This window comes from Desulfobacter sp. (genome assembly GCA_028768545.1).
GTDB lineage: Bacteria > Desulfobacterota > Desulfobacteria > Desulfobacterales > Desulfobacteraceae > Desulfobacter.
This window is the reverse complement of sequence record CP054838.1, coordinates 1,274,181-1,288,814: the sequence shown is the minus strand read 5'-3', so window position 1 is coordinate 1,288,814 and position 14,634 is coordinate 1,274,181. Positions and strand designations below refer to the sequence as shown.

Genomic DNA, 14,634 nt, shown 5'->3' with positions numbered 1-14,634 from the left:
CGGTTAGGTTGTTGCATATAAAAAGCATCTAAAATCATTGAAAAAACAGTCTGTTTTGTGTTGACAAATGTGCGTAAAAATTTTTGTGCGCCTTGAAAATTTAACTCAAGGAGCTCAAATGACGCACATCTCAGTCCCTAAAAAACAACTACGGTCCCTGAACTTTGACAATTTCAGGTGCCCTCTGATAAAGTCACTTTCAAAAGCACCGGAATTACAATCTCGAGGAGACCGCCCTTTAAAAATGACATTCGAAGACCAGATAAATGCTTTGGTTTATTTCCATCTTCAGGAGCACAAGTCTGCCCGACATTTAATTCAGGATCTCAAGGAGAATGTTTTTGCTAAAGAAAATATTGCGCCAGACGGTGGTATCAGCCGTAGTAGTTTCTGTGAAGCCATCAATCACAGGGGACTCGAACAACTGCAATTTATCTTTGAGGATCTTTATAAACAGGCTCTTGAGTGTCATCCGGGTGAACACGCCGAGTTAGGAGAGTTGGTTTCCATTGACGGTAGTCTCATAAATGCAGTCCTTTCAATGCACTGGGCGAACTACAGAAAAGGAAGTAAAAAAGCCAAAGTACATTGCGGATTTGACATTAATCACGGAATCCCAAACAAAATCTTTTTGACTGAAGGCAACGGCGCTGAACGCACTTTTGTTCCCAAAATACTTTCCAAGGGGCAAACAGGTGTTATGGATCGTGGATATCAATCCCATAAAGAATTTGACCTGCTTCAGGAGCAAGGCAAACATTTTGTCTGCCGTATAAAAACCAGGACAACAAGAACAATTATTGATAACCACGAGACCCCTTCCGACAGCTACATTTTTTATGATGCACTGGTTAAACTTGGTACTCCGAATCAAAACCAGACGAAAAGGCCTGTTCGGGTTGTTGGCTATAAAATTGCTGGCGTCAAATACTATGTGGCAACTGACAGGCATGATTTAACAGCGGAACAAATAGCAACAATTTATAAACTCCGGTGGACCATTGAGGATTTTTTCAAATGGTGGAAAGAACATCTGAAGGTATATCATCTCATTGCCCGCAGTGAATACGGCCTTATGGTTCAGATTCTTGGCGGCCTTATCACTTACCTGTTACTGGCAATCCATTGCCAAAAACAGTTTAATGAAAAGGTCACGATCAAAAGAGTTCGGCAGCTGCGAACCGCCATTCTAAATGACCTGTTTGGCTGCGAGGAGCAGGGCTCTCATAGTTCAAACAGGGACAATATTGTCAAAGATCAAAAAATTATTGAGCAAGCAAAAACCTAACCGGACATCACTGAGAGAAACCAGACCTTTTTCAGAAAAATCTTCCATGGTCAATCCTGTGCCCTTAAACTGGAAACGCCACAGATCCCCCACACTGTCAAAGACCAGATCCGGCAGGTCCATTCGCCGGGCAAGACCTGAAATAATCTCCCAGTCGGCCCGGGTGTCGTACCTGGGCTCCACGGCTCTGTTGCGAACGAAAAACTGGGGTTTGAGTGCATTTTTCGTGGCAATGATGCTTTCCCTCTCCAGATAGGTGGACAGGGGCAGGACCAAATCAGAATGCCAGGCGGTATCTGACCAGGAAAAGGTCACGGAGACCAGAAGGTCAAGTTCTTCCCACATCTTTCGGATCCGGTCAGGTTCAGGATATCCCATAAGTAGATCGTGGCGATAGGCAATATAGGCCTTGATTGGATAGGGGTCCTGTTTTTCAATGGCCTCATAGAGCAGGTGAGCAAGACCCGGGCCCGTTTCAAACTGCTTGTACTTCCACCCCACCCCGTCGGCCCGTTTTTCTTCCTGCTTGGGATAAAGATCCATAAAGGAGGCAAGTCCTTTGGCGCCCACATCCTTTGGTTTTGACACAAAGGGAAGCCCGCCCTTGGCACCGTAGGTGCCCAAAAGGGCATTAATGATATAGATGGAACGGCAGACGTAGAAGGAATCCTTGTACCGGGCCGCCATCCAGCCCGGATGCCAGATCACGGCGGGGGCGGTAGCCGTCAGTTCTTCCACAAAACGGCAAAGGGTTGAGGCCGGTATCCCGGTCTCTTTTTCAGCCCATTCAGGGGTATAGGGAGTGACAAACTGCCGAAGCGCTTTAAACCCTTCCACATATTTATGGACAAACCTCTCATCATAAAGACCCTTATTGATAATTTCGTGGATAACGGCCAGGTTAAGTGCATAGTCTGTTCCGGGTTTAATTTTCATAAACCTGGAGGCTTTGGCAGCAGAGACATTGGATCGGATATCAATAACAGAAAGCCTGCATCCATTTTCCATGGCATCCATAAGGTTGTTAACCTCCTGAACATTCACCGCCTCAAAAATATTTCTGAACTGAAGGACCACATGTTTACAGTTCTTGAGATCGTAGGCCACGGCCTTACGTCCCATGCCGGTAAGGGAGAGGGCTGCATGCTGGACGTTCCTGGCGCAGGAAGAATCATGATTATTATAATTGGGAGTGCCAAGACCCTTTAAAAAAGCCCGGTGCATATCCCTGAAGGGCCCGCCCCGGTCAGTAAAACAAATGGACCGTGGACCGTGCTCCTCTTTAATCCTGTTCAGCCGGTCGGCCAAATAATCCAAAGCCTCGTCCCAGGTGGCCTTTCTCCATTTTCCCTCACCCCGCTCACCCTCCCGGATCAGGGGGGTCTGGGGGCGTTCACTATCATGGAGCAGGGCTTTTCCAGCAGCCCCCCTGGGGCAGACTGCCCCTTTCATGGCCGGCACATGGGGATTTCCCCTAACAAATGAGACCTGGCCGTTTTTCACTTCTACACTAATGGGACAGCGTACAGTACACATACCACATACACTGAACACAGAACGTTTTGACATATTTGCTCTCCTCTGGAGGTTCGCCTTGCCGGGAAATTACGCCCGGATCCAGTCACTTTAAATCAATTTCATGATCCATGAGTATAGCCATAACCATGCCAGGAGGACAGAAAAGAACTGTCTTTCTGAACCGCACAAAACCAACACCTTGAATTTATAGATAATTTCATACCAAAAAAACATTTCGCTGTGATTAGACGAATTTGTTAACGATCCTGTCCCGGGGATTTTAAATCATAAAAGGCTCCCATGGAAATCCGCCAGGGAACGGATCTGCCCATGTGAGCCTTTTTTGAAAGACATGCAATAAAATCATTGCGGCGCATCTTTTTTATTGCACCACCGCCATCCTAAATCTTTTGCTCCACAGCTTTAAAACAGGGCATGCACAGCTGTTCTCCCCCAAACAGCCGGATCCTGGATTCCATGGTCATTTCCTTACATTTATCACAGACAATGCTCTTTAAAATCCGGGCCGGCCGGACCGGGGGCGCATCAATCTTCTGGACCTCAAATATATCTTCAAGATCTGCCGCCATAATCTGCCGGATCCGAGCGGTCCTGTCTTCTTGCTGGGGGCCGTTGTCCAAGAACAAGGCCCTGAATCCTTGGGACGTATCCCGGTTAAAAAAGGTAAAGGCAGACTTGCCGAAATCCTTGTGCACCAGATTGCCTTTGCCAAATGAACACCCGGTGAGAAACTGGATGGCATCCACCCCGCACATATCTGTTTCTGTGACGCAAAGACTGTTGGCGGTCTTTTGAATTTCAAGTTTTTCCATGGCCAGTTCCGCTGCCCTGATCCCGATGGCAAGGCCGGGGCAGCTATGGCCGTGAAAGGAAATCGTTGCCTCAATTAAGTTGGTATCCACTGCACATCCCATAAATATTCTCCTTGATTTTGATTCATTTATCAGCCGGTCAAACCGCTGCAATCAGGCGGCCACGGGCACCACCATGGGACATCCCCTGTGATGCACAATCTCCACAGGCAGCCCGTAAACCCGGGTCACCAACTCCGGTGTGATCTCACCGATCAGTCCTGCGCCCAGAACCCGGCAGTCTTTTAAACATATATACTGATCCGCATACCGCAAGGCAGAATTCAAATCATGCATGGTCATCACAACGGCCATTTCATGGGACCTTGCAATATGCCGGATCAACTCGAGAATTTCGGTCTGGTTTTTCAAATCCAGGCTGGAGGTGGGTTCATCCATTAAGAGCAGATCCGTCTCCTGAACCAGGGCCCTGGCAATGGCCACCTTTTGAAGTTCCCCCCCGGAAAGCTGGTCCAAATATTTCACACTCATCCGATCCAGGTTAAGATGGTCCATGACCGCATGGGTTTTTTGAATATCTTCAGGCCCTGCCTTGTACCGCATATGGGGGGTCCGTCCCATGAGTACGGCATCAAATACTGTCAGCCGTCCCCCGGGATTTTCCTGGGCCACATAGGAGATATGCCTGGCAATATCACTGACCCCCATGGCCCTGATATCCATCTGGTTGACAAGCACGGATCCTTTTTGGGGGGTAAAGATACGGTTCAGACACTTGAGCAGGGTGGTCTTGCCCACCCCGTTGGGCCCCAGGATGACGGTGAGTTCTCCTTTTTGGACTGAAAATCCAATATCCTCAAGCACCTTGTCCTGGTTATATTGAAAGCTTAAATCCTTGACCTCAAACATCATGAATGCTCTCCTTTGAGTATGAGATAGATAAACACGGGCGCCCCTAAAAAAGAGGTGAGAATGGAGACCGGCAGCACATGGGGCAAAAGCACAAGACGGGCCGTAATATCCGATCCCAGAAGGATGAGTGCCCCTGAAACCAGGGTGGCCGGCAACAGATAATAATGATCATCCCCGATAACCCGTCTGACAATATGGGGGGCCACAAGGCCCACAAAGCTGATAATGCCCACAAACGAAATGATCACGGCCGTGGTCAGCGACGCTGCCATCATTGCCCAGAGTCTGAGAGATTTCACCCTCACCCCCAGGCTCTGGGCGGTTTCATCCCCCAGGGCCATGGCATTGAAAGACCGGGCATTGACCAGAAAAAACACAAGAATCACCAGGGTAACAGGCCCCAAGACCCTAAGATCTGACCAATCGGCCCGGGCAAGATCCCCAAATGTCCAGAAAACCATGGCGGCCAGCTGAACATCATCGGCAAAAAACTGGAGCAGCATGGTGCCTGCCATGAACAAGGAGCCTAGTGCAACGCCTGTGAGCACCAATACCTGGGGATTGGCCCCGTGGCGCCCGGCAATGAAAATGACCAGACCTGCCGTGAGCATGGAAAAAGAAAAGGCAGAGCCCACCGTGAGCAGAGGATAGGAAATATTAAGGGCATCGGCAGAGCTGGATGCCATGACCCCGGACCCCATGACCATGACCGCGCATGCCGCCCCAAAGGCCGCCGCATGGGAAATGCCCAGGGTAAAAGGGGATGCTAAAGGGTTTTTCAGCACCGACTGCATCACAGCCCCGGAACATGCCAGGCCTGCCCCGGCCACCATGGCGGTCAGGGCCTGGGGCAGCCGGATCTGCCAGATGATAAGTTCATCCCTGACGGCACCGGAGCCTGTGACCAGCACCTTTAAAGCATCCAGACTGTTGATATGGACCGCCCCCAGGCTGATGGCAGCCAGAAAACAAACGACTAAAATGGTGCACAGGCTCCAGAAAAACAGAGTTTTTTTGCGTATATATCCCAGGTAAGCCGCAGGAGACCCTGATGTTTCAAAATGCATATGCCCCCTATTTTTCCAAGTCCAGCCGGGTAAAGACCTTGTGTTCGAACAGGGCATTCATCTGTTCAAACACCGGAACTGACAATAAAAAGGAATAGATCCGGTCGGCCTCTTTCACAGGATCAATCTCCTTGAACCTGTCCGGATAAAGAATTTTCCCTGCATACCAGGCATCGGCAAGTATGGAACCAAAATTCTGGCTATACCAATTATAGGGCAGCACCCCAAAGACCTGATTTTTTTGAACCGCGGTCAGGGCCTGGTAGATTGGATCTGTTTTCAGCTCAAAGAGTCCCCCATGGCCCTCTCCCATCTGAAGGGTACTCAAATCCACAAAAATAATGGCAGGATCAGCCTCCAGAATTTCTTCCTTGGAAAAGAGGGTCTGTTTAAGGGCTTTGCCCAAAGGGCGGTCTTTGCCGGCAATGTTAAGGCCGTTTACAAATTCAAACGGGGGATAACACGGCTCTGTGGAATGAAAGCCGTGGGGTCCTTTAAAGGCAATGCCTCCGATAAAGCATGTTTTTTTTTCGGGCATATCCAGAGAACGGTCTGCCAGGGCCTGGATCTCGCCCTTGAAAAAATCAATCACCTCCAGGGCCCTTGGTTGTTTGTCCAGAATCTTGCCCATGAGGTCAATGGAGGCAAACAGATCTGACCTTCCCTGTCCAAGATCTCCATACTCCAGGACCACCACGGGAATCCTTGTTTTTTTCCATAGCTCATCCGGATCACACCCGGTACCGTTAAAGGTTTTAAAAATCACCTGGGGCATGGGATCAAGGCCTAAAATTTTCTCAGGATCATCCTGGCCCCTGAATCCCCCAAAAACAGGCAAGGACCGAAAGTCCTTGTTGGCAAAGGCATAGGGCCTTGCATCAAATTTACGCTGCCGGGTTTCAATATCATCCACCCCCACAACCAGATCTTGGGCCCCAAGATAGGCGACCAGCCTCAAGCAGCCCGGGCCCGAACAGATGATCCGCTCCACCCTGTCCGGCAGAGTCAGGGTCCGGCCCCGGGCATCGGTCACCTCTTGTGCCGCGGCACTGCCAGCAGAAAACAAAATCACGACAATCCACAAAACATATTTTAATTTTTTCATCTTTATCCCCAATAAAAAAAAGCCACGGAAAATGCATTCCAGACATCTGGAACAACAAGCCTCCGTGGCTTTGATTTATATGTGTATACCGCTTGTATTTACATCTTTGTCTTCTGACAAAAGTTGTTTATTCATTTAGTTAAAAAATATGCTTTTGTCAAGAACAGGTCTATTTTTTCATTCCTGCGCAATGGGTGGTCTAAATCTTCATGAATCTAGTCGGGGGTTAATTTACAAGTGATTTTTCGTCTTAATCTCTTTGATTGTCTCTTTTAAGATGTCAATCACATTACGCCCCCTTTTTTTTGCGATCCCATGGGCCTGCTCAACAACCTCTTCAGCTTGGGCGGATAAAGCGGCCTGGTCAGGCATGGCCATATCCGAATTTTCATACTTCCAGACCAGAAGTTTTTTTGCAAAACCAACTTCCTGTTTCCTGACAAATCCATGTGTTCCAAAAATGGCCATGGGGTATCCCTTTTTTCCGTGTTATAAAAACGAGCTCGCATATTTTAAGAATCGATTCGGCTTTAGCTGCAAGGCCTCAGGCCGGTCTGACCAAAGCCGTGTGCGGGTTCAGGGGCTAAGGTCTTTCTTTGCCTTTTATTTTAAAGAGTAACTTTTTTATAATTTAAGTGCAAATACATTGTATCAAGCAAGGGGTAAAAAAAGCAGGGCACCCCCCCATCATTCTTAAATCCAAGTTGATTTTTCCCTGGTTAAACAGTAATACAGTTTCTTGCACTAAAAATGAATAAACCATCAAGGTGACAGGGGCGCATTCCCATTTTCCCGGTTATACCGCTGGCACTGGATTGTGCATGTTTGCCATCTGCTTCAGGCAGTTCCAACGCCCTGCTTTATAAAATGATCGCAGCATAATCATTTTTTCTGCATTCTCCCGATACCAAAAGATGCATGGACCTTTAAGACGTAAATTCACGACTCTCCGAATCGAACTTTCAATAGCACCGCTGCCAATAGGTAAGTTCAACGCTTTTACAGTTGAGAAATTAAGCCTCAGTTCATTGCGCACAAAATAATCCCGTTCCGTCTTGATAGCCTTACTGTTTCTGCCTCTACAAAGCTTCTGGACGGCCTGTACCACCTCAATCGCCTTTCCCTTCAGCAGAAGACCTCGCTGCTTCAATACCCAGCGTTTGCGTTCCTTGGATGACCAGGTCTTCCTTAAGCCTGCTACTGTACCCAGATGCTCAACTGCATGGTAGAAATCGAGAAGTTCATACACACGCTCAGGAGCCAAACCCAATGCTTTTAGCAGTCCGGGGATTCGATTCCAAATCCAATGTGCCCCATCTGCAACAAACAGTATTTTGTCTGAGTTCTGAATATGAAGGGAGTTCAAATAACCCTTTAACAAGTGGAATACACCATCCGGTCCATTGAAACAGCCATCAATAAATGGTGAAAAGCTTTTTTCTTGTTTTCCATGGGCGTCCACTACATAAATGATCAAAAGCTTGGGTTCTCGCCATGCCCCACGAAATCGGGTTCTATCCTTTTGGGTTTTTGGTCCCCTTTTCTTCTCTCTGAGCCGAGTGCGGCCACCATCAGTGCTGATAACGACTCGCCGCCCTTCAAGTAAATCTCCATCATTTAATGGGATTCGGCCCGCTTGTTGTTCGGCTCGAGCCCGCTCTGCGTACCGATAGGTCAGTTTGCGGATGACCTTTATACCCAACGTCATCCCACGGTCACAAAGCACTTGACGGACTTCTTCAAAAGAACTTAATAAGGCTGACCAAGAACTCACCATAGAAGCCAAAGCAGGCGAGCAGCGATCATGGATTCCAAGAAGGATTAAACCAGCGTATGCACCTTTATATCTTTTTCCTTTTCGGCGGTCACAGGACCTTCGATAGTATCGAACATGAATATCAACCGAACTATCTGTACAAAGCTGAATCCAAACGGTCTCAAGCCCTTCGCTTTTCATCCGTCCCGGCCAATTGGACATCAATTCTTTTTCTTGGTCGACCTGTTCAGAGGAATCTACTGAGGCCTGGATCTTTTTTTTAAAAAAAAGGCGCTTATCCGATTTGTATACTCAAGGATTTCCTGCTCCATCTGTTCTAATTCGTTAGCGTTACGAACCAAGCGATTTGGATCTTCTTCCAGTTCTTTGAGGCATGCAAGGACTTCATCAACAGTATTACAATCTTCAGCTTTCTTCATTAGCACAATCCATTTATGTTCATTTCAGCGTAACAGAGGATATCATTCTTTTTGCTCTAAAAGACAGGCCTTTTTAAAACCGGGAAAATGGGAATGCGCCCGGTGACAGACCCGGCCTTTATTGAGTTGATAAGGAGTTAAAATCATGGCGTTTGATTATGGATCCATTGATCTTGGGCTAAAAAATCCGTTTAAACCTGAAGGCCGGATCACGTCTTTCAGAGGTGTTCTTCAGCTTTTAGCAGGTATTTACCTTCTCTTTACGGCCGTAAAAATTGTCAAGACAGATGCCGGTGCCGGGTGGATTCTGGTTGTGTTCGGAATCTTTGTCTTAAGCCTTGGCATCCGGGCTTTGGGCTCGGGAATATATGCCACCCTAAGGTATTTTGTCGGCCGGAATCATCCCACCTCCCTGGCCAGAAATTTCAACAAGTCAGATGCGACCAAGTCGGACCAGGAGTCCGATTATGTGGCCTATACCGCCCAGGTCGTTGAAGAGATGCTGGTGGGCAGAAAAAACGCAACCTTTCTGGAACCCCAGGGACTTTTGGCCCGCCTGCTCCACAGCCTCTTTCCCAAGCTGCTGTTCATGCCCTATCCCATTCGGAACCTGACCCAGCGGATTTTCGGGGCCTGGGTTAAAATGCTCACCGCCTTGATTGCATTCGGATTTGTGGCCTTTGTCTCCCTGGCCGGATTTACAGGCGAGGCCGGCAAGACGATTTTTCCCGCATATGCCCTGGTGCTGGTCATCTACCTGATTTTTGTCTGGTATGCCGGGGGCCGGGGCATCTCCCAGGGGGGCAGAAAAATCCATTGATTCCTTTGGCTCCCGGGATCTGGTAAACGTATTGTCCACGGCCATTGTGCTGCCCGGCGTGGTGGGCATGGGCTTTTCATGGGTCATGACCCAAAACCGCCTTTCAGCCGAACAGGTGGCCACCTGGATGGAGGCCCTGTCCCGGGCCCATGTTTTCTGGTATCTGGCCGGCATCTTTGCCGCAGCCCTGATCAGTACCGGTCTTCTTGCCTTTTTGCTCCGGGCGAGAATGACCAAGGCCGACCCTGTGACCGAAGTCTCCGAACTGAGGGAAAACTGGCAGGAATCTGTCCATCCCAATGAAATATTCATCAACCTGGACAACCTGGTCATGGCCAACCGCCGGTATAAAGAGGTCCCCAACAGAGTATACAAGGAACTTGACCCCCAGCTCAACGAACAGGTCGAGGGCAAGGGGGATTTCAGGGGAGAAATGATCCAGGAAGTCCAGCCCCGGGTCATGCCCATGGCATGGAGACCCGGATTTTTAAGGGCCCGGCTGACCAGCCTTTTGGCTGGAAACCTCTGTCATCTGGCAAGTCTGGCCCTGACCATCTTGTTAGCCTTTGCCCTTGTCCGTGTCTACCAGCATACCGGCAGCCAGGCCAACGCGTTTGGGGATGTGTTCAGCAGCAGGGGAGAAGACCTGATGACCCTGGGTGCAAATGCAGCCCATCTCTTCGTCATCATGGTCATCTTCAACGGGTTTGCCAACCTTTTGGTCAACACGGCCCATCTGTTTTACGCGGAAATCCAGTTCGAGTCCCTGCTCATCTACTTTAAATGCGAAGGCACATTCACGGAATCAAAGATATCGACAGGCACGGGCATCCATGACAGCACCCGGTCGGAAAACACCCTGATCCGAAGCAGCATTACCCCATGGGTGATTGTCTCCCGTATTGTCTCGACCACATTCACAGCCACAGGCATGCGGAATCTTGAACATCCCCGGTATATTCTTGAGATGCGAAAGTCTGATAAAGACTTAAGGTCCATCAAAGAAGATATGATCGACTTTCTCAAGGACAGGGAATCCATTGCCTCCATCACCAGTGTAAGGGACCTGGGCAATGCCTCCCAGATTTACCAGCTCAACCAGCAGACCCGGCCCGGGGGCACCCCGCCCAAAGAGATTGAAAAAGAGGCGGAAACCGCAGGTTACCTGAGGCAGGAAAAGGATCTGACCCCGCAGGATTCAGAGTAAATCCTTTACCTCGAAGATTTTTAATGGCCGGTCTATATCCTGCCGAACACGAAATCAAAGCCACGGGTCTCCACCAGCGGCCGGGGATCGTCCCGGTCCGCGCCGGTAACGGTCATATCAACACCTGCGGACATGCCCAAGCCATCTGTCTTGTTTCCGCTGGGGGCACTGGAATCCTTTTGGGTGCCCATATCCACCCGCACATCATAGACACCCTCTTCTTTGGGCCTGATGTCAAAGGTCAGAAAATCGCTAAGCCCCTTTCCCGTGCAGGCATTGAGTTTCATCATCGGCTCACTGGTGACGGGGTCCGACATCAGGGAAATCATGATGGTGGCCCCAAGACTCTGGAACAGGGGACGGGTCACACGCCCGGCTTCCTGGGCACTGGGGAATTTGGAGATGAGCTTGTCCAGGGCAGCTTCCATTTTGCCATAATCCTGGGTGCCCGATCCCAGGATGCGGTCCCCTCCCACCATGATTCCGTTGCGGAAAAAATCCGTCAAAAACCCGTCGTAAAAATAAGAGGCTTTGGCGACCAGGGATTGAGGTGCTTTTTCCCGGAGCCCTGCAGGATCCTTGCTGACAACCCCCATATCCTCGTTAATATTGGTATCAAACACCGATAGCGCCCCGTCCATGTTAAAGCCCTCTTCAATGACCACTCCGCCCTGGCCGTGAACGCCCTCACCCAGAAGTGTACGCAAATGGTCCACGGACACGCCCCCCGGCCCCACATTGTTCAAGGCCTGGTCAATGATCTTGGGGTGGACATCCCCTTGCCTGCCCATCTCACCGAGAAAACGCAAAAGGGTCATCTTTTCCATGGACACGGCACGGTCGGTCTGGTCCATGCTTTCGAGGTTAAAGCGCAGGGCAGACAAGGAACTGCCCTGGCCGGCCAAATCGTAAAATTTGGCCAGGGAATCATCCCGGGTCATGCCCGAAAGTGCCAGCCCGAGGTTAATTGAATCCCTTCGAATGGTATCTGCCTCGGGCGCCCCGCCAATGCCCTCTCTCAGCAGGCTTCCACGCTCTGACATTTCCTGATACAGTGCCGTGTTGACCACCTCCTGGTAGGCTTTCAGGCGATCTCCCGCCTCTTCCACACCAACGCTTGTGTCGGTCAAAACGCTGACCAGTTTTTCAGACGCAGTGACCGTATCGCAAAGGGCGGTGACCATCTTCGGGGTATATAGTTTGGGCGCAGAAACCAAAAGCGATGTTACCCTGGCCTGCTGGGTGTCGGACAGATCCTTTCGGGCCTCCACCACGGCCAGGCCGTTCAAAAACGAATCAATCACCCGTTTCATGGCATCGGTGGATTCTTCCTGGGTGGGGGGTGAAGATTTTCAGGATCATAGAGAGAGACCACCGTTAGTTTATTTTCAAATTTTTCAGCCAGTTTGGCCAGATCCCGGGGCTGGATATCCACCTCCATTTTCAAAATCCGGGCATGGGCCTGAAAGGTCTTCATCAATGGAGAATCCTTGTCCTCATAATTGGCCATGGTCGACACCCGCTGGGAGATGCTCTCTTTGACCATGTTCATTGCCAACTTACGGCAGGCCTCTTTGATAACGGGCCAGGCCTCTTCCAGAGTGGGACTTTTCCCATTGCGCAGACAGGAGCGTTCCAGGCGGGTTTCGACCTCATCCCGCAGATCCATCACCTCTGCGTACCCCAGTTCACCAAACCTGTCACCCAGGCCGAAAAAGGTCATTTGGTCTTCCAGGGCTTCCATGAGCGGGGTGTCTCCGGTATCGCAAAGGGTGTCGCAAAGGTCCTTGACGTTAATCTTGATATTGGCCTCCCGGGCGGAGGTCTCGCTTGTCTTGAGCCTGACCAGATCAGAGATCACCGTTGAGACCCGCCGGCCCGTGATGGGCCGTCCCCTGTCCAAAGCACTGCTCAAACGGCCCTTGGCAATGTCGGCAAAGCGGTCCCCCATACCCTGGGTCTCTTTGATGGTGGCAATCACATGATTCATGATGGCCTTGTTGTCACGCTCCTGCCCCTTGATTCCCAGAGCAGACTTAACCCAGTTCACGGCCCGGCCCAGCCAGTTGGTGGATCCTTGGGTAATACGGTTTTGACTGTCCAGGCCCAGATGCTGATCTCCGATCCGGCCCATGGACTGATTCAGACGATTCAATTGTGACATGTCGCCAGGCATAATTTACTCCTTGCTGTTGGTTGGATTCCCCAATAAGGGGGCGGCTATAATCGGATTTCCCCCATGGGGTCTATACCCGGAGCCCCCCCATGGGGGGCATGGCATTGCTCTTGTCTCCTGATTCATCCAGCAGGTCCCCGGCAAAAGTCTCGGCCGTGTTCACAAAGGCCTCCATATAATCGCCAAAAATTTTGGCATCAAGATCGTCTGCATTAAATTTATGGGTATAAATCACGGCATCCTGTTCCCCATCAATGCCGAGCACCCCGCCATGGGCCTTGCGATAAAAACAATTACTCTCCAGCAGGTATTCAAATATCTGAAGCCGGACCTCTTTGTTGGCCGGAATGGCCCCGATCCTGGTATAAAAATAAAACACCCGGGTATCGGGCAGATACTCGACATTCACAATCACCTGATCAAATTGAAGGGTACAGCAGTTGCCATCGTCCAGGGCCAGGTCAGAAAGCCCGACCATGGTGCCAAAGCCCGAAATTATCTTGTCTATGAAATCCATCTGGTTCTCCTTTGAAAACAAAGGTCCACGACCATTTACAAATATCTTGCCACGGGTGGCAGAATCTCCGCCGCGCCGGACGGCCATCCATGCTTCTGGGCCTTATTTCATCCCGCATAAGATTAGGACAGGAAAAGACTTTATATCAAGAAGAGTATGCCCCGGGCAAGCCTTGATCAGGGGCATGGAAAGAGGCTGAAGTCCGGATGATTAAAAATCCCCCCTGGGTTTAATGGGCATTTTTCAAGGGAGATTCACTGATCTGTATGCTCTGTATCAGGGTCTCCACGGTATGCTGATACAAGGCCTCATGGTCCTTGCCGGAAAAAATGGTATGCTCAATCTTCTGGAGCTGGATGATCCCGTTGATGCTCCCCCAGAACATAAGGCTGAAACGACGGGGATCATCACAGGACAACCGCCCGGTTTTACAGCCTTGCTCAACGGCAGAGACAACCTGCATTAAAATATGTTCACCATAGTGATCAATTCTATGCTTAAGGTGATCCGGCAGCACGGTTTCAGGGGAGGTTAAAAAATGATTAATCACGGTAAAATAATCTTTCTGGACGATGCTGAACCGGCGGTAGGCCAGGGCAATGGCTTCCAGTTTCAGCTCCGGATATTGGGCAGCCTCTGTTGCCAAACAAATATCCTTTTGCAGCAGTTGAAGCCCCTCTTCGGAAAGATCAAAAATAATCTCATCCTTATTCTTATAATACCGGTAAATGGCAGGCACACTCAATTCAACCCGGGCGGCAATTGCGTTAACAGATGTCCCGCCAAGCCCTTTACTGAATAAAAGTGCACGCGCAGCCCCGAGGATCTGGGTCTTACGGTTTATCTTTTCCCTTTTTTTCCGTTCTTTTGTTCCCATTGGATACCCTTTTAAATCGATGGCCGGCCATGCAGCAGGCTTCCCGCTGACGGCAATGGCGGCAAATTGGCCCACCGGTTTTTCTTTTATACCCAGGGCCGATTGGAATCAAGCCTGA

Annotated in this window: 12 protein-coding genes and 2 pseudogenes; 2 read left to right on the top strand and 12 right to left on the bottom strand. The window is 49.8% G+C overall.

Annotated elements, in window-relative coordinates:
• Nucleotides 1-118: 118 nt before the first annotated feature.
• Nucleotides 119-1,288, top strand: a complete 1,170-nt coding sequence (locus HUN05_06215; protein WDP87949.1) for an IS4 family transposase — start codon at nucleotides 119-121, stop codon at nucleotides 1,286-1,288.
• 6 nt (nucleotides 1,289-1,294) lie between these two features.
• Here HUN05_06215 and HUN05_06210 read toward each other — a convergent pair.
• The 8 genes and pseudogenes from HUN05_06210 to HUN05_06175 all read right to left on the bottom strand — a co-directional run bounded on the left by HUN05_06210 (nucleotide 1,295) and on the right by HUN05_06175 (nucleotide 8,919).
• Nucleotides 1,295-2,857 (bottom strand): annotated as a pseudogene (locus HUN05_06210) (molybdopterin-dependent oxidoreductase).
• A 350-nt stretch (nucleotides 2,858-3,207) separates the two neighbouring features.
• Nucleotides 3,208-3,741 carry a TraR/DksA C4-type zinc finger protein gene (locus tag HUN05_06205; GenBank protein WDP84791.1) on the bottom strand — a complete coding sequence of 178 codons (534 nt, stop codon included), beginning with the start codon at nucleotides 3,739-3,741 and terminating at the stop codon, nucleotides 3,208-3,210.
• 51 nt (nucleotides 3,742-3,792) lie between these two features.
• The gene (locus tag HUN05_06200; GenBank protein WDP84790.1) at nucleotides 3,793-4,551 is read right to left on the bottom strand and encodes an ABC transporter ATP-binding protein; all 759 of its coding nucleotides are present in this window, start codon (nucleotides 4,549-4,551) and stop codon (nucleotides 3,793-3,795) included.
• Nucleotides 4,548-5,618 (bottom strand): iron ABC transporter permease, encoded by a 1,071-nt coding sequence (locus HUN05_06195; GenBank protein WDP84789.1) that lies wholly within the window; start codon nucleotides 5,616-5,618, stop codon nucleotides 4,548-4,550. Before HUN05_06195 ends, HUN05_06200 begins: the two co-directional genes overlap by 4 nt.
• A gap of 7 nt (nucleotides 5,619-5,625) precedes the next feature.
• Nucleotides 5,626-6,723 carry an iron ABC transporter substrate-binding protein gene (locus tag HUN05_06190; GenBank protein ID WDP84788.1) on the bottom strand — a complete coding sequence of 366 codons (1,098 nt, stop codon included), beginning with the start codon at nucleotides 6,721-6,723 and terminating at the stop codon, nucleotides 5,626-5,628.
• Nucleotides 6,724-6,954: 231 nt separating this feature from the next.
• Nucleotides 6,955-7,191: a hypothetical protein gene (locus tag HUN05_06185; GenBank protein WDP84787.1), complete on the bottom strand. Its 237-nt coding sequence runs from the start codon at nucleotides 7,189-7,191 to the stop codon at nucleotides 6,955-6,957.
• Between the two features lie 328 nt (nucleotides 7,192-7,519).
• Nucleotides 7,520-8,680, bottom strand: a complete 1,161-nt coding sequence (locus HUN05_06180) for a hypothetical protein (GenBank protein ID WDP84786.1) — start codon at nucleotides 8,678-8,680, stop codon at nucleotides 7,520-7,522.
• A gap of 56 nt (nucleotides 8,681-8,736) precedes the next feature.
• A complete protein-coding gene (locus HUN05_06175; protein WDP84785.1) occupies nucleotides 8,737-8,919 on the bottom strand; it encodes a hypothetical protein in 183 nt (60 codons plus the stop codon).
• A gap of 145 nt (nucleotides 8,920-9,064) precedes the next feature.
• Between HUN05_06175 and HUN05_06170 the strand changes: the two are divergent.
• Nucleotides 9,065-10,946, top strand: a pseudogene (locus HUN05_06170) (hypothetical protein).
• Between the two features lie 32 nt (nucleotides 10,947-10,978).
• Here HUN05_06170 and HUN05_06165 read toward each other — a convergent pair.
• From HUN05_06165 to HUN05_06150, 4 genes are all read right to left on the bottom strand, one after another.
• Nucleotides 10,979-12,259, bottom strand: a complete 1,281-nt coding sequence (locus HUN05_06165) for a hypothetical protein (protein WDP84784.1) — start codon at nucleotides 12,257-12,259, stop codon at nucleotides 10,979-10,981.
• A complete protein-coding gene (locus HUN05_06160; protein WDP84783.1) occupies nucleotides 12,256-13,122 on the bottom strand; it encodes a hypothetical protein in 867 nt (288 codons plus the stop codon). Before HUN05_06160 ends, HUN05_06165 begins: the two co-directional genes overlap by 4 nt.
• A 70-nt stretch (nucleotides 13,123-13,192) precedes the next feature.
• Entirely contained in the window at nucleotides 13,193-13,639 is a 447-nt protein-coding gene (locus HUN05_06155; protein WDP84782.1) for a type III secretion system chaperone, read from the bottom strand.
• 229 nt (nucleotides 13,640-13,868) lie between these two features.
• Nucleotides 13,869-14,516, bottom strand: a complete 648-nt coding sequence (locus HUN05_06150) for a TetR/AcrR family transcriptional regulator (GenBank protein WDP84781.1) — start codon at nucleotides 14,514-14,516, stop codon at nucleotides 13,869-13,871.
• Nucleotides 14,517-14,634 lie beyond the last annotated feature (118 nt).